The organism is Streptomyces sp. NPDC002536, assembly GCF_053594995.1.
The window spans coordinates 1-24,982 of the sequence record NZ_JBSFWU010000056.1 but is presented as its reverse complement, the minus strand read 5'-3'; the positions used below and the strand labels follow the sequence as shown (position 1 = coordinate 24,982).

25 protein-coding genes, 3 tRNA genes and 1 riboswitch are annotated in these 24,982 nt (G+C 73.1%); of the genes, 8 read left to right on the top strand and 20 right to left on the bottom strand.

Going from position 1 to position 24,982, the window contains the following annotated elements:
• Positions 1-381, bottom strand: a complete 381-nt coding sequence (trxA, locus tag ACWD4B_RS20980; RefSeq protein ID WP_336411885.1) for a thioredoxin — start codon at positions 379-381, stop codon at positions 1-3.
• Positions 382-522: 141 nt separating this feature from the next.
• On the opposite strand from trxA, the gene ACWD4B_RS20975 reads away from it, so the two are divergent.
• Both ACWD4B_RS20975 and ACWD4B_RS20970 read left to right on the top strand, forming a co-directional pair.
• On the top strand, positions 523-981 hold the full coding sequence (locus ACWD4B_RS20975) for a hypothetical protein (protein ID WP_336411884.1): 459 nt from the start codon (positions 523-525) through the stop codon (positions 979-981).
• Between the two features lie 71 nt (positions 982-1,052).
• Positions 1,053-1,460: an ArsR/SmtB family transcription factor gene (locus tag ACWD4B_RS20970; protein WP_451422153.1), complete on the top strand. Its 408-nt coding sequence runs from the start codon at positions 1,053-1,055 to the stop codon at positions 1,458-1,460.
• A gap of 76 nt (positions 1,461-1,536) precedes the next feature.
• On the opposite strand, the gene ACWD4B_RS20965 is transcribed toward ACWD4B_RS20970, so the two are convergent.
• From ACWD4B_RS20965 to ACWD4B_RS20925, 9 genes are all read right to left on the bottom strand, one after another.
• Positions 1,537-2,901: an ABC transporter ATP-binding protein gene (locus tag ACWD4B_RS20965; protein ID WP_451422152.1), complete on the bottom strand. Its 1,365-nt coding sequence runs from the start codon at positions 2,899-2,901 to the stop codon at positions 1,537-1,539.
• A 26-nt stretch (positions 2,902-2,927) separates the two neighbouring features.
• Entirely contained in the window at positions 2,928-4,682 is a 1,755-nt protein-coding gene (locus ACWD4B_RS20960; RefSeq protein ID WP_451422151.1) for an ABC transporter permease, read from the bottom strand.
• A 186-nt stretch (positions 4,683-4,868) separates the two neighbouring features.
• Positions 4,869-5,315 (bottom strand): hypothetical protein, encoded by a 447-nt coding sequence (locus ACWD4B_RS20955; protein ID WP_451422150.1) that lies wholly within the window; start codon positions 5,313-5,315, stop codon positions 4,869-4,871.
• Between the two features lie 71 nt (positions 5,316-5,386).
• Entirely contained in the window at positions 5,387-5,719 is a 333-nt protein-coding gene (locus ACWD4B_RS20950) for a hypothetical protein (RefSeq protein ID WP_451422149.1), read from the bottom strand.
• A 21-nt stretch (positions 5,720-5,740) separates the two neighbouring features.
• On the bottom strand, positions 5,741-6,133 hold the full coding sequence (locus ACWD4B_RS20945; protein ID WP_451422148.1) for a winged helix-turn-helix domain-containing protein: 393 nt from the start codon (positions 6,131-6,133) through the stop codon (positions 5,741-5,743).
• A 195-nt stretch (positions 6,134-6,328) separates the two neighbouring features.
• Entirely contained in the window at positions 6,329-6,562 is a 234-nt protein-coding gene (locus ACWD4B_RS20940; RefSeq protein ID WP_451422147.1) for a hypothetical protein, read from the bottom strand.
• Between the two features lie 93 nt (positions 6,563-6,655).
• The gene (locus ACWD4B_RS20935; protein WP_451422146.1) at positions 6,656-6,952 is read right to left on the bottom strand and encodes a hypothetical protein; all 297 of its coding nucleotides are present in this window, start codon (positions 6,950-6,952) and stop codon (positions 6,656-6,658) included.
• A 93-nt stretch (positions 6,953-7,045) separates the two neighbouring features.
• Positions 7,046-8,698 carry an NRAMP family divalent metal transporter gene (locus tag ACWD4B_RS20930; protein WP_451422145.1) on the bottom strand — a complete coding sequence of 551 codons (1,653 nt, stop codon included), beginning with the start codon at positions 8,696-8,698 and terminating at the stop codon, positions 7,046-7,048.
• A gap of 301 nt (positions 8,699-8,999) precedes the next feature.
• Positions 9,000-9,175: riboswitch (M-box (ykoK) riboswitch) on the bottom strand.
• Positions 9,176-9,311: 136 nt separating this feature from the next.
• Positions 9,312-10,262: an NADP-dependent oxidoreductase gene (locus ACWD4B_RS20925; protein WP_451422144.1), complete on the bottom strand. Its 951-nt coding sequence runs from the start codon at positions 10,260-10,262 to the stop codon at positions 9,312-9,314.
• Positions 10,263-10,333: 71 nt separating this feature from the next.
• On the opposite strand from ACWD4B_RS20925, the gene ACWD4B_RS20920 reads away from it, so the two are divergent.
• Positions 10,334-11,290, top strand: a complete 957-nt coding sequence (locus ACWD4B_RS20920; RefSeq protein WP_451422143.1) for a GlxA family transcriptional regulator — start codon at positions 10,334-10,336, stop codon at positions 11,288-11,290.
• A 209-nt stretch (positions 11,291-11,499) separates the two neighbouring features.
• Here ACWD4B_RS20920 and ACWD4B_RS20915 read toward each other — a convergent pair.
• From ACWD4B_RS20915 to ACWD4B_RS20905, 3 genes are all read right to left on the bottom strand, one after another.
• Positions 11,500-11,573 (bottom strand) — tRNA-Ile (locus ACWD4B_RS20915).
• Positions 11,574-11,765: 192 nt separating this feature from the next.
• Positions 11,766-11,838, bottom strand: a tRNA-Asn gene (locus ACWD4B_RS20910).
• 5 nt (positions 11,839-11,843) lie between these two features.
• Positions 11,844-11,916 (bottom strand) — tRNA-Asn (locus ACWD4B_RS20905).
• A gap of 192 nt (positions 11,917-12,108) precedes the next feature.
• Between ACWD4B_RS20905 and ACWD4B_RS20900 the strand changes: the two genes are divergently transcribed.
• Together ACWD4B_RS20900 and ACWD4B_RS20895 are read left to right on the top strand one after the other, a co-directional pair.
• Positions 12,109-12,402 (top strand): YtxH domain-containing protein, encoded by a 294-nt coding sequence (locus ACWD4B_RS20900; RefSeq protein WP_451422142.1) that lies wholly within the window; start codon positions 12,109-12,111, stop codon positions 12,400-12,402.
• A gap of 42 nt (positions 12,403-12,444) precedes the next feature.
• Positions 12,445-13,866 carry an FGGY family carbohydrate kinase gene (locus tag ACWD4B_RS20895; RefSeq protein WP_451422141.1) on the top strand — a complete coding sequence of 474 codons (1,422 nt, stop codon included), beginning with the start codon at positions 12,445-12,447 and terminating at the stop codon, positions 13,864-13,866.
• A 16-nt stretch (positions 13,867-13,882) separates the two neighbouring features.
• On the opposite strand, the gene ACWD4B_RS20890 is transcribed toward ACWD4B_RS20895, so the two are convergent.
• The 6 genes from ACWD4B_RS20890 to ACWD4B_RS20865 form a co-directional block, all read right to left on the bottom strand.
• Positions 13,883-14,980: an RNA polymerase sigma factor gene (locus ACWD4B_RS20890; protein ID WP_451422140.1), complete on the bottom strand. Its 1,098-nt coding sequence runs from the start codon at positions 14,978-14,980 to the stop codon at positions 13,883-13,885.
• A gap of 3 nt (positions 14,981-14,983) precedes the next feature.
• Positions 14,984-15,109 (bottom strand): hypothetical protein, encoded by a 126-nt coding sequence (locus ACWD4B_RS20885; protein WP_336411718.1) that lies wholly within the window; start codon positions 15,107-15,109, stop codon positions 14,984-14,986.
• A gap of 94 nt (positions 15,110-15,203) precedes the next feature.
• Positions 15,204-17,105 (bottom strand): DNA primase, encoded by a 1,902-nt coding sequence (dnaG, locus tag ACWD4B_RS20880; RefSeq protein ID WP_451422139.1) that lies wholly within the window; start codon positions 17,103-17,105, stop codon positions 15,204-15,206.
• 9 nt (positions 17,106-17,114) lie between these two features.
• The gene (locus ACWD4B_RS20875) at positions 17,115-17,579 is read right to left on the bottom strand and encodes a GNAT family N-acetyltransferase (protein ID WP_451422138.1); all 465 of its coding nucleotides are present in this window, start codon (positions 17,577-17,579) and stop codon (positions 17,115-17,117) included.
• Entirely contained in the window at positions 17,576-18,841 is a 1,266-nt protein-coding gene (locus ACWD4B_RS20870) for an NAD(P)/FAD-dependent oxidoreductase (RefSeq protein ID WP_451422137.1), read from the bottom strand. The genes ACWD4B_RS20875 and ACWD4B_RS20870 overlap by 4 nt, the downstream gene beginning before the upstream one ends.
• A 144-nt stretch (positions 18,842-18,985) precedes the next feature.
• Positions 18,986-20,323 carry a deoxyguanosinetriphosphate triphosphohydrolase gene (locus tag ACWD4B_RS20865; RefSeq protein WP_451422136.1) on the bottom strand — a complete coding sequence of 446 codons (1,338 nt, stop codon included), beginning with the start codon at positions 20,321-20,323 and terminating at the stop codon, positions 18,986-18,988.
• 74 nt (positions 20,324-20,397) lie between these two features.
• Here ACWD4B_RS20865 and ACWD4B_RS20860 point away from each other — a divergent pair, with 74 nt between their 5' ends.
• Positions 20,398-21,072 carry a SanA/YdcF family protein gene (locus tag ACWD4B_RS20860; protein WP_451422135.1) on the top strand — a complete coding sequence of 225 codons (675 nt, stop codon included), beginning with the start codon at positions 20,398-20,400 and terminating at the stop codon, positions 21,070-21,072.
• Positions 21,073-21,219: 147 nt separating this feature from the next.
• Here ACWD4B_RS20860 and ACWD4B_RS20855 read toward each other — a convergent pair whose 3' ends face one another.
• Positions 21,220-22,173: a trypsin-like serine peptidase gene (locus ACWD4B_RS20855; protein ID WP_451422134.1), complete on the bottom strand. Its 954-nt coding sequence runs from the start codon at positions 22,171-22,173 to the stop codon at positions 21,220-21,222.
• 253 nt (positions 22,174-22,426) lie between these two features.
• On the opposite strand from ACWD4B_RS20855, the gene ACWD4B_RS20850 reads away from it, so the two are divergent.
• Together ACWD4B_RS20850 and ACWD4B_RS20845 are read left to right on the top strand one after the other, a co-directional pair.
• Entirely contained in the window at positions 22,427-23,677 is a 1,251-nt protein-coding gene (locus tag ACWD4B_RS20850) for a cytochrome P450 family protein (protein ID WP_451422133.1), read from the top strand.
• Between the two features lie 246 nt (positions 23,678-23,923).
• On the top strand, positions 23,924-24,841 hold the full coding sequence (locus tag ACWD4B_RS20845; RefSeq protein ID WP_451422132.1) for an oxidoreductase: 918 nt from the start codon (positions 23,924-23,926) through the stop codon (positions 24,839-24,841).
• Positions 24,842-24,982 lie beyond the last annotated feature (141 nt).

The window sequence follows — 24,982 nt, the reverse complement described above, 5'->3', positions numbered from 1 at the left end:
TTACGCGTCGTCAGGCCGCTCCGCCTTCGCGATCGATGCCCGCACCTCGTCCATGTCCAGCGCCCGCGCCTGGCGGATGACGTCCTCCAGCGCCGCCTCGGGCAGCGCCCCCGGCTGGGCGAACACCGCGATGTTCTCCCGCACGATCATCAGCGTCGGGATCGACCGGATCTCGAACGCGGCCGCCAACTCCGGTTGCGCCTCGGTGTCCACCTTCCCGAACACCAGGTCCCCGTGCCGTTCGGCGGCCTTCTCGTAGACCGGCGCGAACGCCCGGCACGGCCCGCACCAGGCGGCCCAGAAGTCGATGAGGACGAACCCGCTGCCGGAGACGATCGCGTCGAAGTTGTCCTTGGTGAGCTCCACCGTGCTGCTGCCCATGAGCGCCTTCCCGCTTGCCGTGGCCGTTACCTTGCTCCGCGACCGTAACGGGTCCGTACGGCCGCGTATTCCGGGCAGGCCATCGAGTAGCCTGACGCCTCGTAGCCCCGCACCGCAGGGGGCTGTACTCGGGAGGGTCCGATGAACTGTTTCTTTGATCCGTCGCACGGCCAGGGCATGCAGAACGTCATGTGGGCGCCGCAGTGGGGCGTCGTGCGCCAGGTCATGGCGTGCACCGCGTGCGCGCAGCGCTGGGCGACGATGCAGCAGCAGGCGGCGCAGGGCAACAACGCCGGATACGCGCAGCAGGGCTACGCGCAGGCGCCCCAGCAGGGTTACGCCGCGCCCCAGGGCCGTCCCGGCTACGCGCCGCAGGGCCAGCCCGGTTACGCCGCCCCGGCCCAGCCGGGTTACGCCCAGCCGCAGCGCCAGGGTCCCGGCTGGGGCGGCGTGGCGGCCGGTGTCGCGGCCGGTGCGATCGGTGGTGCACTGCTCAACGAGATGATGGACGACGACGAGCCGCGGGTCGTCAACAACTACATCGACAACAGCGAGTACGTCGAGGTCGACGGCGACGGTGACGGCGACAGCTGGTTCTGAGCCCGTTCCCCGGGGAGTGAGGCCGTGCGGGTCACGGGAGGATCCACCCCGCACGACCTAGACTCCTGGGCATGGATGCGCAAGCCCACAGGGTGGAACAGGCCGTCGCCGTGCTGAAGGCGGTGGCCGATCCCACGCGGTTCCAGGTGCTCTGGGCGCTGACCCGCCGCGAGCACTCCGTGGGCCAGCTCGCCGACATGGTCGGCGCGCATGTCGCCGCCGTCTCCCAGCACCTTGCGCGGCTGCGGTCCGCGGGCCTCGTCGCCTCCCGGCGCGAGGGGACGCGGATCTACTACCGGGCCGCCGGGGATCAGGTGCGCACTCTGCTGGAGGGTGCGGTGCTTGCTGCGCAAGGCCCTGCGGCTCCGCCCGAGGAGGCTGCGACGGATTCCCTGCCGGCCGCGGACATAGCCACGGTCCGGGGGCGGGTCGGGGCGGCCGCGCGCCTGCGGCGCGGGAGGCCTGCGGCCAGCAGCTGATTTTGCGGGTGCGGGTTCGTTGCGGCTGGTCGCGCAGTTCCCCGCGCCCCTGACGGGGCTCCCTTACGGGGCTCCCTTACGGGGCGCCCGCCTCGTCCAACTCGTATTCCTCGCGGCCCGCTTCGTACGCGTACAGCTCCGCGTAACGTCCCCAGTCGGTGGCCGTCTCCAGCTGCTCCGTCACCTGTTCGCTCGTGTAGTGGTGGGCCAGCAGGTCGCGGAAGAAGCCCGCGCGCACCGGGCCCGCCGTGCGGCGCAGGGTCGTGACGATCAGCTTGACCAGCGGGGCCGCCTCGGGAACCGCGTCCGCGAAGATTCTCTTGGACTCCTGCACGTCCGCGCCCGCGAAGGCGGTGCCGCGCGGGGTCAGCAGCAGGTCGCCCTCGCGGACCAGGGCGAAGCCCAGCAGGTCCAGCGCGTCGACCTGGGGCAGCAGGTCGTCGACCTCCAGGCCGAGTTCCTCGGCGAGGTCCGCCAGGTCGCACTGGTCGCCGTGCTGCGCGACGATCTCGGCGAGGCCGGAGAGGCCGTCGACGCTGGCCCGCGGCAGCGGCGTGTTGGCCAGGGTGCGCCTGGCCGGTTCCGCGGAGCCGGCGGCGGTGCGGCCGGGCAGGTGCGGGGCGGTGTCCTTCTCGCGGCCGGTCATGACCTGGTAGACCGCGTCGATGAGCGCGTCGAACGCGGGCGAGTTGCGGTCGCGGGGACGTTCCAGGGGGACATCGAAGGTGGCCCTGAGGGTGCCGGGGCGCGAGCCGAGGAGGACGACGCGGTCGGCCATCAGCACCGCCTCCTCGATGTTGTGGGTGACCAACACGACGGCGCGGGTGGGGAATTGGCCGGACTCCCACAGCTCCATCAGCTCGCCGCGCAGGTTCTCCGCGGTGAGCACGTCGAGCGCGGAGAACGGCTCGTCCATCATCAGCACGTCGGGTTCGACGACCAGGGCGCGGGCGAAGCCGACGCGCTGGCGCATGCCGCCGGAGAGCTCCTTGGGGTAGGCGGACTCGAAGCCGTCGAGGCCGATGAGGTCGATGGCCTGGAGCGCCGCCTCGGCACGCTCGGCGGCGGGCACGCCCCGTGCCTCCAGGCCGAGTTCGACGTTCTGCTGGACGGTCAGCCAGGGCAGCAGGGCGAAGGTCTGGAAGACCATGGCGGTGCCGGGGTTGGCGCCGTCGAGGGGCTTGCCGCGGTAGGTGACGGTGCCGGAGCTGGCGGGGATCAGACCGGCCAGGCAGCGCAGCAGCGTGGACTTGCCGGAGCCGGAGCGGCCGAGCAGGGCGACGATCTCCCCGGCGCGTATCTCCAGGTCCACCCCGGCCAGGACGGGCAGTTCGGCGTCGGCGCCGGCATAGGTCTTGGTGACCGCCTCGGCGGCGAGCAGGACCTCGCCGTCGGCCGGGCGGGGGCGGGCGGTCACGTCGGCGACGGGGCTCGGGGCCATGGCGGGGCTCCTTCCGGCAGGGCGGTTCACAGCGAGTACCGGGTCTCGGCGAGGCGGTAGAGCCTGCGCCACACAAGGCGGTTGAGGCCGACGACGTAGACGGCCATGACGGCGATCCCCGCGATCAGGTGCGGGTAGTCGCCGCGGGCGGTGGCGCGGGCGATGTAGGCGCCCAGGCCGGTGGCGGTCAGGGTGGTGCCGCCGAAGGTGACGACCTCGGAGACGATCGAGGCGTTCCAGGCGCCGCCGGAGGCGGTGATGCCGCCGGTGACGTAGGCGGGGAAGATGCCGGGGATGATCAGGCGCTTCCAGCGCTGCCAGCCGCGCACCCCCAGGTCGTCCATGGCCTCGCGCAGGTCGGAGGGGACGGCCGCGGCGCCGGCGATGGTGTTGAAGAGGATGTACCACTGGGCGCCCAGTGCCATCAGCACGATGCCGCCGATGTCGAGCGACAGTCCCGTTCTCAGGAAGAACCAGGTGGCCAGCGGGAAGAGGAAGTTGGCGGGGAAGCTGGCGAGGATCTGGACGAAGGGCTGGGCGATCCGGGCCAGCCGCGGCGAGAAGCCGATGCGCACCCCGATGGGCACCCAGACGACGGTGGCGACGGCGACGAGCACGACGACGCGGGCGAGGGTGGCCAGGCCCAGCAGCAGCGGTTCGCCGAAGACGCCGAGCCCGGTGCGGTACCGCAGGTAGCCGAGCAGGTCGAACAGGCCCCAGGCGACGAGCCCGCCGGACGTCAGCCCGAAGACGAGGTCGCCGGCCCGGCGGCGGCCGGGGCGGACGGCGAGCGGCCGGTCGTCGGTGCCGAGGACCCGTCCGGCGCGGCCCAGCGCCTCCCCCACGGGCCGGGCCGCGCGGCCGAGCAGCCGCGGCCAGGAGGAGCGCCGCAGGAAGTCCAGCACCAGCGACCGCTGGACGTCGGCGGCCTCGGACTGCTCGTTCTTGAAGCGTTCCGCCCAGGCGGTCAGCGGCCGCCAGAAGAGGAAGTTGACGCCGACGACCATGGCGGTCATGGTGCCGACCGCCCAGCCGACCTTGCCCAGGTCGCCTTCGGCGATGGCGGTGCCGGCGAAGGAACCGACGCCGGGCAGCGCGTACTGGTGGCCGGAGACACTGATCGCCTCGGAGGCGACGAGGAAGAACCAGCCGCCGCCGAAGCTCATCATCCCGTTCCAGACGAGCCCGATCGCCCCGGCGGGCAGTTCGACCTTCCAGAACCGCATCCAGCGGGTGAAGCGGAAGGAGCGGGAGACCTCGTCCAGTTCGCGGGGCAGGGTGATGAGCGAGTGGTAGAAGCCGAACGTCATGTTCCACGCCTGCGAGGTGAAGATCGCAAAGATGGAGGCGCACTCGAGGCCGAGCATCGAGCCGGGGAAGAGCGAGAGGAAGCCCGTCACCGCGACCGAGAGGAAGCCGAGCACGGGGACGGACTGCAGGATGTCCAGGGCGGGGACGAGGATCCGCTCCAGCCGCCTGCTGCGGGCGGCCGCGTAGCCGTAGACCAGGGTGAAGGCGACGGAGGCGGCCAGTGCGGTGAACATCCGCAGCAGGCTCCGCGCCGCGTAGTACGGCAGCCTCGCGGGGTCGGTGTCCACCCTGGCGACGTGCGCCGGGTCGAAGGAGACCGTCACCCCCTTGCCCACCCGCAGCAGCAGGTACAGGCCCACCAGCACCGCGGCGGCCACGACCGCGTCCACCCACGACAGGCGGGAGAACCGCCCGGCCACCCGCGAGGGCAGGGACGCCCGCGAGGCGGCGGATCGCGACGGGAAGGACATCGGGACAACCCCCAGCACACGGCGGCCTGTGTACCGATCATCCGGCATCGGTCCGGCCGCGTCGAGAAAAGGTGGTGCACGGCGGGTGGCCGTCGGGCATCGGGCAGTTTGCCGAGATTCGCATCTGTATGCAAACAGCTGCTCAGAAGGGCCGGTCCGCCGTCCCGTACCCGGAGGGCCGGCCCGTCAGTCCCGCTGCAGAGCGGCGTCCACGAGCACCCGGGCCACCTCCGGGGGAAGATCCAGGCGGTCCGTTATCCAGTCGGCGTCGTGGCCGTGCGTGGCGAGCACCCACCCGGTGCACACCTCGCTGCGGCTCGGGGAGCCGGGCCGCTCCAGCAGGGGCCGGACGGCCTCCGCGGGGAAGCCCTCGAAGGTCGGTCCGGTGAACCAGTCGTCGTCCACCCGCTCCGGCAGCCGGGTGTCCGCCGCGCGGACGACGGCGCGGCGGCGGCTGTGCAGGACGCCTGCGGCCAGGGCGAGGGCCACGGCCGCGGAGGCCGTCCAGGCGGCGGCGGCGAACGGCCGGTTGCCGGCGAGGGCCGCGTTCAGCCCGGCGACGAGCAGCAGGCCCGCCACCAGGGCCGCCAGGGCCCCTGCACCCTCACCGGCGTGCAGGCGGGGCATCCTCATGCCGTACCTCCACCTCCTCGGCCTCTCCTCCCATCCTTGCTCGGTTCGCGGGACCCGGCCAGCGTCTGCCCTCAAGCGGCGGAGGCGTTCTCCGTGTGCAGTCGCCAGTGCAGGTCGCGCACGCCGGGCTCGTGGGACAGCTGGTCGACCAGCCGGTCCAGGGCGACGCCGCCGGGCCCGGGCAGGGTGAGGGTGATGCGGACGACGACGGTCACGCTGTCGTCCGGCTCGATGATGTGCAGGCTGTTCAGGCGGGCTCCGGTGCCCGCGAAGGCGAGCACGCACAGGGCCCGGACCTTGCCCTCGACACGGCGCTCGCACTGGGCACTGATCGTGCCGTGGGTCGGCGCGACGGGCGGCGGAGGGGCGGGGCGGCGGAACAGGGGACGGGCAAGGAGTCGCATGGTGGCACACCTCCTGGGTGGTCAGTGGGCCGTCGTCTTCGACGGGTCGAGGGCGTAGCCGACCTGCCGCACGGTCTTGATCAGGGCCTGGTAGTCGGGGCCCAGCTTGCGGCGCAGCCGGGCGACGTGGACGTCGATGGTGCGGGAGCCGCTCGAGTTGCCGGGGCCCCAGATGACGGTCAGCAGCTGGCGGCGGGTGTGCACCCGCCGGGGGTGGGCGACGAGGTGGGTCAGGAGCTCGAACTCCATGAAGGTGAGGGGGAGTTCCCGCTCCCCGGCGGTCGCGATACGGGCTTCGGTGTCGACGGTCAGCCCGCCCAGCCGGTGCGGCAGCTGCGGCTTCCGGGCCTTCGGCTCGACGGCTGCGGGGCGTTCCTGATGGGTGCGGGTGATGCGCGGGTAACGCAGGGACATGTCTGCTCCTGGCAGATGTGGTCGCGCCCGTCGGGGGCGCAGGGCAGCGACATATGCGGCTCCGCCATGTGGGCACGGGGCCGTGGTCGCGCCCCGTCAGGGGCGCGGGGCTGTTACAGCGTGCGGCTCCGCCGCGTGGGCGCGACCGGCCACAACCGGCCCGCAGTTGACGAACGGCCTTCCCGAGCGGAACGCTCAGTGCCACTCGGCCTCGAGGCGCGTGCGCCCGTCGGGGCCGGTGACGACGTGCCAGTGGGCGCGCGGCCGCCGGGTCACGGTGCGGTTGTCGCGCCCCGTAAGGGGCGCGGGGAACTGCGCGACCAGCCACAACCGGCCTGCAGCTTCCGGACGGCCTTCCCAGCGGAGCGCGGCGGCCGGCCGGACCGAGGGCGGCGCGTAACGGGCGGGGACGACGGGCAGGACGGACATACGGGGTCACCTCCGTGAGGCGGCGTGACAGCATGCCGGAAAACGGCATGGCGCAGCCGGTGCATTGGGGGAAGGTTCGGGGAAGCGGGCCGCTCAGGCGGCCGGCGGTGCGGCGGCTTGGGCGATGCGGTGCGCGGCCGGCAGGGGAAGGTCTGCGAACCGGGCGAGCCAGCGGGCGCTGTGGCCCTGACGGGCGAGGATGTAGGCGAGGTGGACGCGCGGCTCGTAGGCGGCGCGCGGTTCGCCCTCGGGGCGCGGTTCACTGCCGGGGTCGTCGAGCAGGTACGGGCGCTCGGTGCCGTCCTGCAGCGTCAGGCTGACGCGCGGGCAGAGGCGGCGGGCGTGGGCCTCGGGGGCCGTGAACTTGGCGAGGTGCTGGAGGAGGCGCATGGACGTGCCCTCCCTGTCCGTGGGAGACGGTCGGATGAAGTGGCCCCCGGGGCGGCGGAACTTGGGGAGGACACACCGCCCCGGGGACGTCTGTCAGTGGCCGAGTGCGAGCTGCACGATGCGGACGATCACCAGGATCATCGCGGCCAGCAGGTAGGTGCGCAGGGCGGTCAGGCCGATCTTGCGCCCGGTGGAGATGAGGGGCTTGGGGAGCTCGTCCAGCGGGGGCATCCGCCAGTTCTCCTTGCCCGTGCGGTCGACGGGCGCGGCCAGCGCCCAGCCCTTCTTGCGGCGCCGGGTCTCGGCGTAGCCGAGGGCCAGCAGGCCGGCGACGCCGCAGACGGCCATGATGTCGAGGATCGCGCCGGTGGTGATGTCGGGGAAGAGCACCGCGGCGGTGAGGATGATCGACAGGCAGACCAGGACGGCGACGACGAGCGAGGTGAAGATGTTCGTCCAGCGGCCGTTGACCCACGGGCCGAGGACGGCCTTGTCGTTGCAGAGCAGGAGCAGGAAGACCGTGGCGGAGGGCAGCAGCACGCCGGCCAGGGTCTGCACGCCCTCGGTGATCAGGCCGAGCGGCGAGCCGGGGACGATGACGATGACGGCGGCGAGCAGGACGACACCCGCGAAGATCGCGTAGAAGGCCTTGGCGCCGCCGATGCCCCGGTGCAGGGAGTGCTTGAGGCCGAGGACGTCGCCGAGGGCGTAGGCGGTGGACAGCGAGACGGCGGAGGCGCCGATGATCGAGGCGTCGAGCAGGGCGATGGCGAACAGCACACCGGCGACCCGGCCCGCGTTGGCCTCCAGGCCGTGGGCGATGCCGATGGCGTCGTCGAAGTTGCCGAACTCCTTGGTGCCGGTGAAGGCGGCGGCGGTGAAGCCCATGATGGCGGCGGCGCCGATGACGACGACCACGATGCCGAGCCACAGGTCGACCTTCTCGTACTTCATGAAGCGCGGGGTGATGCGCTTGTCGATGACGTACGACTGCTGGAAGAACAGCTGCCAGGGCGCCACGGTGGTGCCGACGATGCCGATGATCAGCAGCATGACGTCGGAGAGCTTGGAGCCCTTGGGCATGCCGGGGACGACGAAGTCGTGCGCCATGGTCCCGGTGCTCGGGTGCGTCATGAAGTAGATCGGGATGAGCAGCAGCGAGCCGAGACACAGCACGATGGCGGTGCGCTCGAAGCGCCGGAAGGACCCGGTGGAGGCGGCCAGGATGACCACGGCCGCGGCGACCAGCACGCTCGCCGTCTTGGGCAGTCCGAGGTAGCCGACGGCAAGGGCGACACCGATGAACTCGGTGACGATCGTCAGGGCGTTGAGCAGGAAGAGGTCGATGACGGAGAACGCGCCCCAGAACTTTCCGAACCGCTCCAGGATCAGCCGCGCGTGGCCGACGCCGGTGACGGCGCCGAGGCGCAGCACCATCTCCTGGTTGACGTAGAGGACGGGGACGAGCAGCAGCAGCGTCCACAGCAGCCGGGTGCCGTAGTTCTGGCCGGCCTGGCCGTAGGTGGCGAAGGCGCCTGCGTCGTTGTCGCCCACCATCACGATCAGGCCGGGGCCGACGATCGCGAGCAGCGTCTTGAGCTTGGCGGAAAGCCCCTTGCGGGGAGCGGTGTCGTCGAGCTTGATGGTGCCGAGCGCGCCACGGATGTCGCCGACGTGTGCGTCGTCGAGCACTGCGGCGCGGGGCGCCGGCGTCGCCGGCGGAGTGGTGGTCATCGTGTCGGTCATGACGGGCCTCCCTTGCCCCCGATGGGGGAGGTAGCGGGGCACGCAGCAGCTATCCCCCCTGCGAGCGCGCAGCACGGCGGCCCGGCACGGCAGTTGGCCGCACGGGTGCAGGGCAAGGCGCAAAAGGGCGCGCAGGGAAGGTGGTTACCGCGTACCGGAGGTCAGCGAGGACGTGCGGATACGGGGCCGACTGTGGCCCGGACTACTGCAACTGCTGCCATCCATGTCTCTCGCCTCCTCCCGGCCGGGGCGCACGCGGGCGCCGAACGACACGGCAAGGAGCGGACCGGTTCCTGTGACCGGTTCACCCCAACTCGTCAGAGCTTTGGCACTCCACGGCGTATTCCCCGCTCAGCGGGGCAGCCACTTGGGGTCACCCCTTAGGCCGGGGAGACCTGTCCTGACCCTGGGCGTCTCTCGACGTCGTGGGGTCAGTGGCCTGTGTCCGTGAAGACGCCTCACCGAACGAGGTGCCTGATGCTTTTCGAACGCTCAGAAGCATAGCCCCTTACTTGCGCATGAACGCAACTACTTGACACAAGCTTGACCCTTTGGCCAAGAATGCGGGCCGCTCCCGTGGGGAAGGAGCGGCCCGCATTCCTCGCGCGTCCGGCTACGCGACGGTGAGCACGACCTTGCCGGTGACCCGGCCCGTGTCGCCCAGCGCGTGCCCCTCGGCGGCCCGGCCGAGCGGGAACTCGGCCTCGACGACGGCCCGGAGCCGGCCCGCGGCGACCAGGTCCGCGATGGCGCGCATACCCTCCTGGTCGGCCTCGACGAGCAGCGGCCGGGCCCGGACGCCGAGGGCGGCGGCCTGCGCGGAGAAGTCGCCGGGAAGGTCGTTGAAGGCGATGGACACCAACTGACCGCCCGGCTTGAGGGTCTTGAGCGAGCGGACGGCCGTCTCGCCGCCGAGGGTGTCGAGGACCAGGTCGACCGGCTCGATCGCGGTGAAGTCCGCGGTCCGGTAGTCGATCAGCTCGTCGGCGCCGAGCTCGCGCAGCAGCGCGTGCTTGGGCGCGCTGGCCGTGCCGATCACGTACGCGCCGCGCTCCTTGGCGATCTGCACGGCGAGGTGCCCGACACCGCCCGCGGCGGCGTGGATCAGCACCCGCTGCCCGGGCTGCACGTCCGCCGTGTCCACCAGGACCTGCCAGGCGGTCAGGGCGGCGAGCGGGATCGCACCCGCCCGGACGTGGTCGACGTTCGCCGGCTTGCGCACCAGCGCCCGGGCCGGGGCGACCACGTACTCGGCGAAGGAGCCCACCCCGTACGGGTAGGGCAGCATGCCGAACACCTCGTCGCCCGCCTCGTGCAGCGTGACGCCCAGGCCGGCCTCCTCGACGACGCCGGAGACGTCCCAGCCGAGCACCAGCGGCAGGCGGTCCAGGAACCCGGCGCGCTGCCGATGCTTCCAGTCGGTCGGGTTCATCCCCGCCGCGCGGACGCGGACGAGGACCTCGGAGGGGCCGGGCACGGGGCGCTCGACGACGGTCTCGCCGACGACCTCCGGGCCGCCGTAGGTGTTCTGGCTGATCGCCTTCATCGTGGTCTTGTCGTTCATGCCCCCAGAGTGCGGGCCGGACCACCTGCGAGCACAGTGGCCCGGAGGTCATGGTGTGAAAGAATCGGGCCATGCATCGTGTCGTGGTCCTGGCCCTGGACGGGGTCATTCCGTTCGAGCTGAGCCTGGCGTCCCGGCTGTTCGGCGCGGCCACCGGGCCGGACGGGCAGCCGCTCTACGAAGTGATCACCTGCTCCGTGGACGGCCGGCCGGTCCGCACGGAGGCGGACTTCACCATCACCGTCGAGCACGACGCGTCGGCCCTGGCGGAGGCGGACACCGTGGTGATCCCCGCCTCCGAGGAGTTCGTCCGCGTCACCGGCCCGGACACCCTGCCGCCGGGCACCGCCGCGGCCCTGGCGCGGATCGGGCCGGACACCCGGATCGTGGGCATCTGCGTCGCCACCTTCGTCCTGGCCGCGGCGGGCCTCCTCGACGGCAGCCCCGCGGCCACGCACTGGTACCACACGGCCCGCTTCCGGCAGTTGTACCCGCAGGTGCGGCTCGCGCCCGACGTCCTCTTCGCGGACGCGGGCCGGGTGCTGACCTCGGCCGGCGCCGCCTCGGGCATCGACCTGATCCTGCATGTCATCCGGCGCGACCACGGCAGCGGCGTCGCCAACCAGGTGGCCCGGCGCTGCGTCGTCCCCCCGCAGCGCGAGGGAGGACAGGCGCAGTACGTGGAACGGCCGGTGCCGCAGAGCCCGGACGCCGGGACGTCCGCGACCCGCGCCTGGGCCCTCGACCGGCTGCACGAGCCGCTCGGCCTGGACGACCTGGCCCGGCACGCGGGCATGAGCCGCCGCACCTTCACCCGGCGCTTCCGGGCCGAGGTGGGCCTGAGCCCCGGGCAGTGGATCGTCCAGCAGCGCGTCGACCTGGCCCGGCACCTGCTGGAGAGCAGCGACCTGCCGGTGACCCGGATCGCCGAACGCGCGGGCTTCGGCACGGACGTGTCCCTGCGACAGCACCTGCGGACGGCGCTCGGCGTCTCGCCGGGCAGCTACCGGCGGACGTTCCGGGAATGAGACGGCGGGCCTTGCAGCGCCCCTTACGGGGCGCCGTGCCCGCTCACCCGAAGGGCAGCCGGTCCCCGGCCTCGTCCTCCGCCATGGTCACCTGTTATACGCGGTCCCGCGGGGGTGGCCCGGGGTACGGCGAAGGGCCGCCACACAAGCCGGTGGCGGCCCTTCGCCGTACATCTGAAGCAGAACGTTTCTGCACTGCTGCCGCGCAGTGGGGCGGGTGGGACTCGAACCCACGGCCGACGGATTATGAGTCCGCTGCTCTAACCGGCTGAGCTACCGCCCCGTTCACGGCGCGTCGCGCACATCTGTGCGCGCCGTCTGCCGCAGCATAGCCGCTCATACGATCTGCTGCCCCGGCGGGGCCGCATCGTGTGACCAGCCTGACCTTGAGGACTTCGATCACGCCGGAACGGTTCCCGTCCGGCGGGAACCGGGACATGAAAAAAGGACCCCCGCGGGGGTCCTCGTTCCACAGCTCCCCCGACTGGACTCGAACCAGTAACCTGCCGGTTAACAGCCGGCTGCTCTGCCAATTGAGCTACAGGGGACCGCGCTCCCCCGACTGGACTCGAACCAGTAACCTGCCGGTTAACAGCCGGCTGCTCTGCCAATTGAGCTACAGGGGATTGTGGCGTTTTGCCTCGAATGCACCTTCGTCCGGATCCTCCGGGCGGCGTGCGCTCGCTGCGGGACATACATTAGCGCAAGCAGGGGGGTGCTCCGCCAATCGGTACCCCGGAGTGACCTCGGGCCCTGCCGGGTAGGCGAGGGCGAAAGCCGGGAGAAGCACAGCGGATCCAACGGAAGGACGGTGCGCGATGCGCTACCGGGTGACGTTCTTCGCCGGACTGGCCGTCGGATATGTGCTCGGTGCGCGGGCCGGCCGGGAGCGCTACGAGGAGCTGCGCAAGGGCGCGCAGCGCATCGCGCAGAACCCGGCGGTCCGCAACACCGCGGAGTCCGCCGCGCAGAACGGCCGGGCCATGGCCTCGCGGGCGTTCGAACGGATCGGCAGCAGCCTGCCGGGGTCCGGACCCCTGTCCGACCGGATCCGGTCGCTCCGCGGGCAGCGCACGTCCGACGAGGACGACTGGGGCACCAGCAACACCTGAGCCGCTGCGAGAAGGCGCGCAGGATTTGGCATCATCATCGGCATGGGGATAGTCGCCGGGCTGGACAGTTCTGCCCAGAGCACACAGATCGTCGTCTGCGACGCGGACACCGGTGCCGTACTCAGGCAGGGGTACGCCCCGCATCCGGAGGTCGCCGAGGGCGACCCCCAGGCCTGGCTGATGTCGCTGGGCGACGCCGCCGCCGGGGGCGTGCTGGAGGGCGTGCAGGCCATCGGCGTCTCCGCGCAGCAGAACGGTCTGCTCGTGCTGGACGCCGGCGGGGTGCTGGTCCGTCCCGCTCTGCTGGGCAACGACAAGCGCATGCAGCCCTGTGCGGCCGAGCTGACCGATGCGCTGGGCGGCCGGGCCGCCTGGGCGCAGGCGGTCGGGTCGGTGCCGCAGGCCGGGCAGGCCCTGGCGAAGCTGCGCTGGCTGGCCCGTAACGAGCCGGAGTCGGCCGCCCGTGCCGCCGCCCTCCTGCAGCCGCACGACTGGCTGGTCTGGCAGCTGCTGGGCAGGCCCCTGCGCCGGACGACGGACCGCGGGGACGCGTCCGGCACCGGTTTCTGGTCGGCCGCGACGGGCGAATGGCGGCCGGATCTCGTGGAGCTGGCCCTGGGCCGGCAGGCCGCGCTGCCCGACGTGCTCGGCCCGGCCGAGCCGGCCGGGCACACCCCCGAGGGGCTGCTGATCTCGGCGGGCACGGGCGAGACGATGGCCGCCGCCTTCGGGCTGGGCGTCGGGCCCGGCGACGCGGTGATCTCCCTGGGCGCCTCGGGCTCGGTCTTCTCCGTGCACCACTCGGCGCTGGAGGACCCGACCGGCACGATCATCTCGTTCGCCGACGCGACCGGCATGCACCTGCCCGTCGTCCACACGCTCAACGCCGTGCGGGTGCTGCGCGGCACCGCCGAGCTGCTCGGCACGGACCTGCCGGGCCTGTCCGACCTGGCGCTGCAGTCCTCTCCGGGCGCCTACGGGCTCGTCCTGCTGCCGTACCTGGAGGGCGAGCGCACCCCGCAGCTGCCGCACGCCTCGGGCACGCTGACGGGGCTGCGGCGCGAGAGCATGCGGCCGGAGCACCTGGCGCGGGCGGCGTTCGAGGGCATGCTGTGCGGGCTGACGGACGCGCTGGACGTGCTGCGCTCGCGCGGCGTCGAGGTGCGCCGGGTCTTCCTGCTGGGCCAGGCCGCCGAGCTGCCCGCCGTGCAGGCCGTCGCGCCGGCGCTGTTCGGCGCGCAGGTCGTCGTCCCGCAGCCGATGGACTACGCGGCGCTGGGCGCGGCGCGGCAGGCCGCCTGGTCGCTGGGCGTCCAGCAGGGCACCCTGGCCCCGCACACGCCCCCGCAGTGGCCCTCCGTGACGGGCCAGGTCTTCGATCCCGGCGAGGACCTGGCGGCGGGGCAGGCCGTGCGGCAGCAGTACGCGGCGGTGCGCGAACAGACGCACCCGGGGGCGCTCTGAAAGACCTGTGCGGGTCTCAGTCCAGGTAGCCGCGCAGCTGGTCCGCAAAGGCGTGGTCGCGGAGTTTGTTCAGGGTCTTCGACTCGATCTGGCGGATGCGCTCCCGCGTGACGCCGAAGATCCGGCCGATCTCCTCCAGGGTCCGCGGGCGGCCGTCGGCGAGCCCGTAGCGCAGCTGGACGACCTTGCGCTCGCGCTCCCCGAGCGTGGAGAGCACGGCCTCCAGGTGCTCGCGCAGCAGCAGGAAGGCGGCCGACTCCACCGGTGAGGCGGCGTCGCCGTCCTCGATGAGGTCGCCGAGCGCGACGTCGTCCTCCTCGCCCACCGGCGCGTGCAGCGAGACCGGTTCCTGGGCGAGGCGCAGGACTTCGCTGACCCGCTCCTCCGACAGGTCGAGCTGGGCGGCGACCTCCTCGGCGGTGGGTTCGTAGCCGCGCTCCTGGAGCATGCGGCGCTGCACCCGCACGACCCGGTTGATCAACTCCACGACGTGGACGGGCACTCGGATGGTGCGGGCCTGGTCGGCGAGGGCGCGGGACATGGCCTGGCGGATCCACCAGGTCGCGTACGTCGAGAACTTGTAGCCACGGGCGTAGTCGAATTTCTCGACTGCCCTGATCAGCCCCAGGTTTCCCTCCTGTACGAGGTCGAGCATGGTGAGGCCGCGGCCGATGTAGCGCTTGGCGACGGAGACGACGAGCCGCAGATTCGCCTCGATCAGCCGGCGTTTGGCCATCCGGCCGAGGACGACCAGCCGGTCCAGGTCCAGGGCGAGGCGGGTGTCGAGGTCGGGGGTGCACAGGAGCTTCTCCTCGGCGAACAGCCCGGCCTCGACGCGGCGGGCCAGCTCCACCTCCTCGGCCGCCGTGAGCAGGGGAATCCTGCCGATCTCGCGCAAGTACTGACGGAAGAGGTCGGACGAGGGGCTGCCGGTATCGGCCCGCACCGGTTCCGGGGGCGCCTCCTCGGCGAAGGCCTCGGTCGCGGGCGGCCCGTCCTGCCGCGGCACGGTCGGTGCCGGGGCGGCCGGGGCCTGAGGGAGGGTCGGGGTCCGGGTCTGCACGGGGGCGACCTCCAGGGTGATCGCTGGTGTGGCGGCAGAACGGGGCGGCACGGATCAGGGCGCGGCGGCGGCCGAGCCGTCGCCCTTGCGGGGGATCGAGAGCGGCTTCGCAAAGGGGCCGGGTCCCAGGGCAGGGCCCTGGCGGCCGCCGGGCCTGCCGCGCTCCGAGGACTCAGGCACCGCCCAATAGTGTGGAGCACGACACACGCCCGCCACGAGGGGCGTGCGACCACTTTCTGAGCCCTGACCGTGACCGGCCGGTTACAGCAGGCTCTTACAGCGCAGCCGCGCCGCGGTCCTTGAGGGACTTGCCGTACTGCTGGAGGACCCACAACTCGTTCTGCACGGCGGCCAGTTGCGCCGGGTCGGCCTGGGCGCCCAGGCGGATCATGCCCGCCTGGACCTCCTCGATGCGGCGCTCGACGGCCCGCAGCCGGACGTGCACCAGCTGGGTGCCCGCATAGATCGCGTCGACCGTGCGGGCGTGGACGGCCTCGACGGCCAGCTCCGTGACCAGGGCACGGACGGTGTCGTCGGGCGCGGCGTCGCGGACGCCGGTCAGATAGCCGGGGCCGGCCTGCGTGACGCCGCCGGCCTCCTCGATGGCCCGGCGCACGGCGGCGTAGGGCGGGGCGGTGAACTCGTCCTCCATATAGGCGTCGAAGGCCGGGGCGACGAGCTCGGGGTGCTGGAGGGCCAGCTTGAGCAGCTCCCGCTCGGTGCGGTGGGCGGGGCTGCGCAGATTGAGCGCCGGGCCGCGCACGGACGGCTGCTGGGGTGCGGGCGCGGCGGGCGGCGCGCCGCGGTGCTGTGCGCGCCCCTGCTCGGGGCGCTGGCCGCGCTCACGGGCCCAGCGGGCGAGCTGGCCGACGCGGCGGACGACGAACTGGGTGTCCAGGATGCCGAGCATGCCGGCGAGCTGGACGGCGTACTCGTGCTGGATGGCGCTGTTCTTGATGTTCGCGACGATGGGCGCGGCCGCCTCCAGGGCGGCGGCCCGGCCCTCGGCGGTATCGAGGTTGTGCCGGGCGACGACCTGGCGGATGGCGAAGGCGAACAGCGGGGTGCGGGCCTCCACCAGGGCCGCCACGGCCGCGTCGCCCTCGGCGAGGCGCAGTTCGCAGGGGTCCATGCCGCCGGGGGTGATGGCGATGGAGGTCTCGGCGGCGAACTTCTGGTCGTCCTCGAAGGCACGCAGGGCGGCCTTCTGGCCGGCGGCGTCGCCGTCGAAGGTGAAGACGACCTCGGAGCCGGAGTTGTCCATGAGCAGCCGGCGCAGGATCTTGATGTGGTCGCCGGCGAAGGCGGTGCCGCAGGTGGCGATGGCCGTGGTGATGCCGGCCAGGTGGCAGGCCATGACGTCCGTGTAGCCCTCGACGACCACCGCGCGGTTGGTCTTGGCGATCTCCTTCTTGGCGAGGTCGATGCCGTAGAGGACGTGGGACTTCTTGTAGATCGGCGTCTCGGGGGTGTTGAGGTACTTCGGGCCGTTGTCGTCGTCGCGGAGCTTGCGGGCGCCGAAGCCGATGACCTCGCCGGTGATGTCGCGGATGGGCCACATCAGGCGGCCGCGGAAGCGGTCGATGGGGCGGCCGCCGCGGCTCTCCTGGGCGAGGCCGGAGACGATCAGCTCCTTGTCGCTGAAGCCCTTGCCGCGCAGGAAGCGGGTGAGGTGGTCCCAGCCGGCCGGGCTGTAGCCGACGCCGAAGTGCTGCGCGGCCTCCTGGTCGAAACCGCGGCCGGCCAGGAAGCGGCGGCCGATCTCGGCCTCGGGGCTGCCCAGCTGGTCGACGTAGAACTGCGCGGCGGCCTTGTGCGCCTCGACCAGGCGGATGCGCTCGCCCTGCTGGCGGCCCGGGGTGTAGCCGCCCTCCTCGTACCGCAGGGTGATGCCGGCCTGGGCGGCAAGCCGCTCGATGGTCTCGGCGAAGGAGAGGTGATCGATCTTCATGACGAAGTCGACGGTGTCCCCGCCCTCCTGGCAGCCGAAGCAGTAGAACAGCCCCTTGGCGGGGCTGACCTGGAAGGACGGGGACTTCTCGTCGTGGAACGGGCAGAGGCCCTTGAGATTGCCGCCGCCCGCGTTGCGCAGCTGGAGGTACTCGGACACGACGGCGTCGATCGGGACCGCGTCCCGGACCGCCCTCACATCGTCATCGTTGATCCTGCCTGCCACGCCTGAATTCTACGGCCGGGCGCCGACACCCCCGACCTTGATCACGAAGACGAGGTGCGGGCCCACGCCCTCGACCGTGAACTCCTCGCCCTGCACGGTGAAGCCGTGGCGCTCGTAGAAGCCGCGCGCGACCGTGCGGCCGTTGCACCACACCGGCCCGGCGCCGCGGGCCGCGGCCTCGGCCAGGCCCGCTTCGAGCACGGCGACGCCGTACCCCCGGCCGCGGACGGCCGGGGCGCTGGCCATGCCGCGGAAGCGGTACGCCGCCTCGCCCGTGCCCGGCAGCGGCTCGGGGAGGAACGTCACGCACGCCTGCACCTCCCCCTCCTCGTCGTACGCGGCGACGTGGAACGTCCCCAGGCTGCCGTCCTCCGGGAAGACGGCCGTCTCCGCGGGCAGGCCGGGGCGCAGCACGGCGTGCCGCAGGGCGAAGATCTCCGCGACGGGCACGAGCGCGGTGCGGATCCGGCTCATGCGGTGGGCACCGCGTCCAGCGGGACGGCGGGGTCGGCGAGGGCCTCGGGGTCGAGGCGGGCCCCGGAGCGGATGAGGCGCTGGATGTCCTGCGTGACGTCCCACACATTCACGTTCATCCCGGCCAGCAGCCGGCCCTCGCGCAGCCAGAAGGCGATGAACTCGGGCTTTCCGGCGTCCCCGCGGAGGACCACCTGGTCGTACGAGCCGGGGGGCGCATAGCCGGAGTACTCCAGGCCCACGTCGTACTGGTCGGAGAAGAAGTACGGGACGCGGTCGTAGGCGACCTCCTGGCCGAGCATGGCGCGGGCGGCGGCGGGGCCGCCGTTGAGGGCGTTGGCCCAGTGCTCGACGCGCAGGCGGGTGTGCAGCCAGGGGTGTTCGGCGGCGGCCACGTCGCCCGCGGCGTGGATGTCGGGGTCGGAGGTGCGCAGGGAGGCGTCGACGGCGATGCCGCCGCCGTCGGCGCGGTCGACGAGGGCGAGGCCCGCGGCCTCGGCGAGGGCGGTGCGGGGGGCGGCGCCGATCGCGGCGAGGACGGCGTGGGCGGGGTGCTCCTCGCCGTCGTCGGTGCGGGCGGCCAGGACCATGCCGTCCTGGCCCGTGATCTCGGTGAGCCGGGCGCCGAAGTGGAAGCGGACGCCGTGCGCGGCGTGCAGGTCGGTGAAGAGCTGGCCGAGCTCGGGGCCGAGGACCCGGTGCAGCGGGGTGGGCTCGGGCTCGACGATCGTCACCTCGGCGCCGTAGCCGCGGGCCGCGGCGGCGACCTCCAGGCCGATCCAGCCGGCTCCGGCGATGACGAGGTGGCCGTTGTCGCGCCCGAGGGAGGCGAGGACGCCGCGCAGCCGCTCGGCGTGGGCAAGGCGGCGCAGGTGGTGCACGCCGGCCAGGCCGGTGCCGGGGATGTCGAGGCGGCGCGGCTCGGCGCCGGTGGCCAGCAGCAGCTTGTCGTAGGCGACGACCGTGCCGTCGCCGAGGCGGACCGTCTTCGCCGCGCGGTCGAGGGCGACGGCGGGCTGGCCGAGGTGGAGCTCGATGTCGGCCTGGGCGTACCAGGCCGGTTCGTGGACGAAGACGTCCTCCCGGTCGGTCTTTCCCGTGAGGTACCCCTTAGAGAGCGGCGGGCGCTCGTAGGGGTGGTCGCGTTCGTCGCAGATGAGAATCACCCGGCCGGTGAAACCTTCCGACCGGAGGGTCTCGGCCGCCTTGGCACCGGCCAGGCCTCCTCCCACGATGACGAACGTCTGGTCTGCGTCCACCACTTGCTGCCTCCTCGCTGCCGCGCAGTGCGTCTGCGTACCGCCCCCGTGGGGCCTCGCCGTGGGCCGTTCTTCCGGCTGGGGGTCCGGGGGTCGTCCCCCGGGTAAGCACAGCCCGGACGGGTCAGTACCCGCAAGGGCCCGGGATTATCGTGACCCCGCCCCCGTGAGCCTGGCGTGAAGAGTGCGCGCCGAGGCGTCGGTGAGGGCGGCGATCTGGTCGACGACCGCGCGCAGCCGCCCCGCGTCGTCGGCGGCGGCGTCGAAGAGGGTGCGGAACTGCGGGTCGAGGCCGTCGGGCGCGCGGGCGACCAGGGCCTCGGCGAGCTCGGCGATGACGACGCGCTGCTCGGCCCTGAGCTTCTCCTGGTCCTCCCGCTGTATGACGTAGCGGTCGGCGACGGCCTTGAGGACGGCGCACTCCAGCCGCGTGCCGCGGGGGACGACGAGCCCGGCCCCGTACCGCCCGAGCCGGCCCGGGCCCCAGGCCGCGCGGGTGGCCGTCTCGGCGGCCAGGCAGAAGCGGCCGATGAGCTGGCTGGTGGCGTCCTTGAGGCGGGCCTGGGCGACGGCGCTGCCGTCGTAGCCGTGCGGCCACCACTCCTGGGCCAGCAGCCGGTCCAGCGCCTCGGCGAGCTCGCCGGGCTCGGCGCCCGGGGCGTAGCGGCGGGCGGCGACGGCGAACACCTCGCGGCGCTCGGGGCCGGCGCGCAGGACGCCGGGGTCCAGGTGGCCGGCGTGCAGGCCGTCCTCCACGTCGTGCACGGAGTAGGCCACGTCGTCGGCCCAGTCCATGACCTGGGCCTCGAAGCTGCGGCGGTGGGCGGGGGCGCCCTGCCGGAACCAGGTGAAGACGGGCAGGTCGTCCTCGTAGACCCCGAACTTGCGGGAGGCCGGGTCGGTGGGGTGGCCGCCGCGCGGCCAGGGGTACTTGGTGGCGGCGTCGAGCGCGGCGCGGGTGAGGTTGAGGCCCACGCTGACCGGCTCGCCGTCGCCCGTCGACGGGCCGGGCACGAAGCGCTTCGGCTCGAGCCGGGTGAGCAGGCGCAGCGACTGGGCGTTGCCCTCGAACCCGCCGCAGGAATCGGCCACTTCATTGAGCGCCTGCTCGCCGTTGTGGCCGAACGGGGGGTGGCCCAGGTCGTGCGCGAGGCAGGCCACCTCGACCAGATCGGGGTCGCAGCCGAGGGCCGCGCCCAGCTCCCGGCCGACCTGGGCGCACTCCAGCGAGTGCGTCAGGCGCGTGCGCGGCGTGGCGTCCCAGGCCTGGGCGTTGGCGCCCGGGGCGACGACCTGGGTCTTGCCGGCGAGGCGGCGCAGCGCGGCGGAGTGCAGCACGCGCGCCCGGTCGCGCTGGAAGGCCGTCCGCCCGGGCCGCTTGTCGGGCTCGGGCGCCCAGCGCTCCACGTCCGCCGCGTCGTACCCGGCGATGCCGGGGGTCTCGCTGCCTGCGCCTTCGCTCCGTGCTGTGCCTGTGCCGTTCATACCCCCGACGGTAACCGCCGGGTGTGACAGACGGGAGCGGGAACCGGCCGGGGGCGGTCCTGCGTGGTCCGGGCATGAACAGACGCTGGACAGACGTGCGAAGGCGGCGGGCCCGGCGGGTGCTGTGGGCGGTGATGGCGGCCTGCGTGCTGGCCCTGCTGCCGTCCGCCTGGATCCACGCGACCGCCTCGCCCCGTCTGCGGGACGTGCGGGAAGCACCTGCCGCCCAGGTGGCGGTGGTCTTCGGTGCGGGCCTGGACGGCGGGCGGCCGTCGCCGTATCTGGCGGCCCGGCTGAATGCGGCGGTCTCGCTGTACCGGGCGGGGAAGGTGCGGGTGATCCTGGTGACGGGCGACAACGGCCGTGTCGAGTACGACGAGCCGGACGCGATGCGCCGCTATCTGACGGAGCACGGGATTCCGGCCGAGCGGGTGGTCGCCGACTATGCCGGATTCGACACATGGGACTCCTGCGCGCGGGCGCGGCAAGTGTTCGGCGTGCAGCGGGCGGTACTGGTGAGCCAGGAGTTCCACATCCGGCGGGCGGTGGCGCTGTGCCGCGCGGCGGGGATCGACTCGTACGGGGTCGGGGTGTCGAACACGCACGACGCGACCTGGTACGCGGGCGGGGTGCGGGAGGTCTTCGCGGCGGGCAAGGCGGTCGTCAGCGCGGTGGTACGGCCGGACCCGACGTTCCTGGGCCCGCACGAGGCGGGAGTGGAACGGGCGCTGGCGGCCGGTGCCCCGTAAGGGGCGCGGGGCTCCGTTTGATATGCGGCTCCGCCGCGTGGGCGCGACCGGGCGCCCCGTAGGGGCGCGGGGAACTGCGCGACCGGCCCCCACCGGCCCGCAGAACCTGACGGGGCACCGTGGTACCGCATAGCGCCAGGGCACCGGCTACCGCTTCGGCTCCCGGTCGTTGATCGCGTCGAGGTACAGCTTGAAGATCTCGTCGTCGTTGACCGGGCTGTACGACACCCGTGCGCTCTCGTCCCCGTCCGGGCCGCCGCCGTTCAGGCCGCCCAGGACGCCCACCAGGTCGCCGGTCTTCGTCTTCTCGTTGAAGTGGGTGAGCCACGGGCTCCCCGACGTCCCGGAGTAGAAGCCGTCGCACCGCATGCGCAGCTGCTGGTGGCCGTCCAGGCGGTCGGTCATCGCGGTGCAGCGGATGGCCTGGTCCGCCGGGTCGTCGTCGACGTCGGGGTAGCCGATGACCGTCACCCGGTTCGTGTATCCGGGCGTCCGCACCAGCCGGTTCGCGCCCGTCACCCGTTCGAGCTGTCTGCCGCGGGAGTCCGCCTTGACCGTCGCGAACGCGAAGTCGAGGTCGGAGCCGTCCCCGTAGTCGTCGCGGCGCGGGTCGGTGAAGGTGCGGTCGACGGCCCAGACGCCGTACGGCTGCTTGCTCGCGCCCTGCTGGTAGTCGGGGACGAAGGCGGCCGCGTCACCGAACGAGCAGTGCCCCGCGGTCACGATGAGGTTGCCCTTGGGACTGTGCACCACGCTCGCGGTGCAGTGGTGGTTCTTCATGTCCTCGCCGACGTAGAAGATCACGCCCACCGTCGGCACCCCGTCGAAGTGCCGCGCGCTGCCGGTGATCTTCTGGGCCTCGCTCTTGGCGTCGGGGTCGGCGTCGGCGTCCTCGGGGTTCCCGGGGTCCGTGGAGGACGTCATCCGGGTGGGGCCCCAGAAGCGGCGGGCCTCCTCGCTGGACCAGCTGCCGTCCCGGCCGTGGCCACCGGCCCCCTTGGGAACGACGGCGGCGAGGGTGACGACATAGAGCCCCGCGAGCACGGCCCGGACCCACCGGGCCCGGCTCCACCAGGAGAAACGCACGGGCACCCCCACCACGTCAGGAAGGTAGTCGACAGGCTAACCGCAACTGCCGGGATACGGCGCACACCGGGCTGTTTTCCGCACAGTCCGATGACACGTGTTCCGCTGCAGGACAGCGTACGGACGCCCCGCGGACCCCGGCCGACCCAGCTGCACCGGATGCCGCCACATGGCTCACCGGACCATGTGCCCCGTCCCGGTGACGCGCAAGCACGCCCGGGGCCACCATGGCCCGAGGACCCGCCCGCCCTACCGGATGGAGCGTCAGATGTCCGACCGCACCGGCCGCACCGATCGCACACCGCACCGCCTCGACCCGGCGGGCACCCGCCGGCACGAGGACGACGCAGGCCTGCGCGCGCGAGGAGCGGCCGTTCCCGTCGTGCTGCCCGGTGACGTCCCGGCCGTGGCCGTCACCCGGCACGAGGAGCTGAAGGAGTTCCTCGCGGACCCCGATGTGGCCAAGGGCGCCTGCCACTTCACGGCCCTGCGCGAGGGGGCGATACCCGACGGCTGGCCGTTGACGATCTTCGCCACGCTCGAAGGCATGACCACCGCCGACGGCATCGACCACCGGCGGCTGCGCGGCATCGTCACCAAGGTCTTCACCCCCGCCCGGATCGAGGGCCTGCGGCCCCGCGTCGAGCGGCTGACCGCTGAACTCCTGGACGGACTCGGCGCGGCCGCGGACGCCTCCGGCGTGGTCGACCTGCGGCACCACTTCGCCCTCCCGCTGCCCATGTCCGTCATCGGCGAACTGCTCGGCGTCCCGCCCGGGATGCGGGGCGAGCTCCGCCGGTTCTCGTACGCCATCGCCAGGACGACGGCCACGCCCGAGGAGAGCACGGCCACCAACCTCGGCATGGCCGAGGCCCTCGGCCGCCTCGCCGCCCTGCGCCGCGCCGAGCCCGGCGACGACCTCACCAGCGCCCTGGTGGCCGCGCACGACGAGGACGGGAGCGCCCTGGACGACCGCGAACTGACGGCCACCCTGCTGACCCTGGTCGTCGCCGGGCACGAGACCACGCTCGCCCTGATCACCAATGCGGTGCGGGCGCTGTGCACCCACCCGGACCAGCTGGAGCTGGTCCGGTCGGGCAAGGCGGGCTGGGCGGACGCGGTGGAGGAGACCCTGCGCTACGACGCCCCCGTGGGCCTCTTCCCCTTCCGCTATCCGCTCCGCGACCTGCCCGTGGGCGGGACGGTCGTGCCGCGGGGCACGCCGGTCCTCGCGGCCTACGCCTCCGCCGGGCGCGACGAGCGCGCCTACGGGCCGGACGCGGACCGCTTCGACGTCACCCGCCGCCCGGCGGGCCGGCTGCTGTCCTTCGGCCACGGCGCGCACTACTGCATCGGCGCGCCGCTGGCCCGCCTGGAGGCGACCGTCGCACTGGAGGCGCTCTTCGCCCGCCACCCGGACCTCGCACTGGCCGTCCCGGACCACGAACTGCCCCGGCTGCCCAGCTTCATCAGCAACAGCACGGAGGTCCTGCCGGTGCGGCTTTTTCGCGCCCCGTAGGGGCGCGGGGAACTGCGCGACCAGCCACGACGCGCCTGCAGTCGAGGTTCTCGGGGCTTCGCCCCGGACCCCTGGGGTGGTGCGTTGTCTGCGGGCCGGTGGGGGCTGGTCGCGCAGTTCCCCGCGCCCCTACGGGGCACCGTGGCGCCGTGTGACGAAGGGCGCACGCCCCCGGCGTGAAAGGTCTGCGGTGCGCCCCCGGGCGGTCTACGCTGGCCTTCCCGGACCGCAGAGGAGCGCACCCGCATGAACGGCTGGACCGCGAGCGACATCCCCGACCAGAGCGGCCGTACCGCCGTGGTGACCGGTGCCAACAGCGGGCTCGGCCTGGTGACCGCCCGTGAACTCGCCCGGCACGGCGCGCGCGTGGTGCTGGCCTGCCGGGACACGACGCGCGGCAAGGCCGCCCTGGAACTGCTGCGGTCCCAGGTGCCCGACGCCGACGCCGAGTTGGGGCAGCTGGACCTCGCCGACCTCGCCTCCGTGCGGTCCTTCGCGGACGGCCTGGCGGGCGAGCGGATCGACCTGCTGATCAACAACGCCGGTGTGATGGCGCTGCCGCAGCGCAAGACGGTCGACGGCTTCGAGATGCAGTTCGGGACCAATCACCTCGGCCACTTCGCCCTGACCTGCCTGCTGCTGCCGGGGCTCCGGGCCGCCGGGCCGGGGGCGCGGGTGGTGACCGTCTCCAGCGGGCTGCACTTCCTGGGCAACGTCGACCCGCGCGACCTCAACATGGAGCGGCGCTACCGGCGTTGGATCGCGTACGGCCGCTCCAAGAGCGCCAACCTGCTGTTCGTGCACGAGCTGGCGCGGCGGCTCGCCGCCGAGGGCTCGCCGGTCGTCGCGGCCGCCGCGCACCCCGGCTACGCGGCCACCAACCTCCAGACGGCGGGGCCGCGCATGGAGGAACGGGCCTGGGCCGAGCGGGCGGTGGAGCTGGCGAACCGGCTCGTCGCCCAGAGCGCGGAGGACGGCGCGCTGCCGACGCTGTACGCGGCGACGGCACCGGGGGTCCGGCCGGACGAGTTCATCGGGCCGCGGGTACAGCTGTGGCGCGGGGCGCCTGCGCGGTCGGTGCGCGCAGGCTGGACTTTGTCCGACGCGGCCGGGCGGGGCCTCTGGGAGGCCTCGGAGAAGCTGACGGGGGTCACGTACGCCTAGCGCCCCGTAGGGGCGCGGGGAACTGCGCGACCAGCCACCGACGGCCTGCAGCCGACGCACCACCCCAGAGGTTCGGGGCGCAGCCCCGAGAACCTCGACTGCGGGAGCGCCGTGTCCCGCGCCCCTGACGGGGCGAGAACG

What these genes read in the sequence shown, in the direction of transcription:
- ACWD4B_RS20955 (WP_451422150.1), bottom strand. Translation starts at nt 5,315, where the DNA reads ATGAGGATGCCCCGCCTGCACGCCGGTGAGGGTGCAGGGGCCCTGGCG.
- ACWD4B_RS20960 (WP_451422151.1), bottom strand. Translation starts at nt 4,682, where the DNA reads ATGTCCTTCCCGTCGCGATCCGCCGCCTCGCGGGCGTCCCTGCCCTCG.
- ACWD4B_RS20860 (WP_451422135.1), top strand. Translation starts at nt 20,398, where the DNA reads ATGAACAGACGCTGGACAGACGTGCGAAGGCGGCGGGCCCGGCGGGTG.
- ACWD4B_RS20975 (WP_336411884.1), top strand. Translation starts at nt 523, where the DNA reads ATGAACTGTTTCTTTGATCCGTCGCACGGCCAGGGCATGCAGAACGTC.
- ACWD4B_RS20950 (WP_451422149.1), bottom strand. Translation starts at nt 5,719, where the DNA reads ATGCGACTCCTTGCCCGTCCCCTGTTCCGCCGCCCCGCCCCTCCGCCG.
- ACWD4B_RS20875 (WP_451422138.1), bottom strand. Translation starts at nt 17,579, where the DNA reads ATGAGCCGGATCCGCACCGCGCTCGTGCCCGTCGCGGAGATCTTCGCC.
- ACWD4B_RS20865 (WP_451422136.1), bottom strand. Translation starts at nt 20,323, where the DNA reads ATGAACGGCACAGGCACAGCACGGAGCGAAGGCGCAGGCAGCGAGACC.
- ACWD4B_RS20945 (WP_451422148.1), bottom strand. Translation starts at nt 6,133, where the DNA reads ATGTCCCTGCGTTACCCGCGCATCACCCGCACCCATCAGGAACGCCCC.
- ACWD4B_RS20925 (WP_451422144.1), bottom strand. Translation starts at nt 10,262, where the DNA reads ATGAACGACAAGACCACGATGAAGGCGATCAGCCAGAACACCTACGGC.
- ACWD4B_RS20850 (WP_451422133.1), top strand. Translation starts at nt 22,427, where the DNA reads ATGTCCGACCGCACCGGCCGCACCGATCGCACACCGCACCGCCTCGAC.
- ACWD4B_RS20895 (WP_451422141.1), top strand. Translation starts at nt 12,445, where the DNA reads ATGGGGATAGTCGCCGGGCTGGACAGTTCTGCCCAGAGCACACAGATC.
- ACWD4B_RS20940 (WP_451422147.1), bottom strand. Translation starts at nt 6,562, where the DNA reads ATGTCCGTCCTGCCCGTCGTCCCCGCCCGTTACGCGCCGCCCTCGGTC.
- trxA (WP_336411885.1), bottom strand. Translation starts at nt 381, where the DNA reads ATGGGCAGCAGCACGGTGGAGCTCACCAAGGACAACTTCGACGCGATC.
- ACWD4B_RS20920 (WP_451422143.1), top strand. Translation starts at nt 10,334, where the DNA reads ATGCATCGTGTCGTGGTCCTGGCCCTGGACGGGGTCATTCCGTTCGAG.
- ACWD4B_RS20900 (WP_451422142.1), top strand. Translation starts at nt 12,109, where the DNA reads ATGCGCTACCGGGTGACGTTCTTCGCCGGACTGGCCGTCGGATATGTG.
- ACWD4B_RS20845 (WP_451422132.1), top strand. Translation starts at nt 23,924, where the DNA reads ATGAACGGCTGGACCGCGAGCGACATCCCCGACCAGAGCGGCCGTACC.
- ACWD4B_RS20935 (WP_451422146.1), bottom strand. Translation starts at nt 6,952, where the DNA reads ATGCGCCTCCTCCAGCACCTCGCCAAGTTCACGGCCCCCGAGGCCCAC.
- ACWD4B_RS20930 (WP_451422145.1), bottom strand. Translation starts at nt 8,698, where the DNA reads ATGACCGACACGATGACCACCACTCCGCCGGCGACGCCGGCGCCCCGC.
- ACWD4B_RS20965 (WP_451422152.1), bottom strand. Translation starts at nt 2,901, where the DNA reads ATGGCCCCGAGCCCCGTCGCCGACGTGACCGCCCGCCCCCGCCCGGCC.
- ACWD4B_RS20970 (WP_451422153.1), top strand. Translation starts at nt 1,053, where the DNA reads ATGGATGCGCAAGCCCACAGGGTGGAACAGGCCGTCGCCGTGCTGAAG.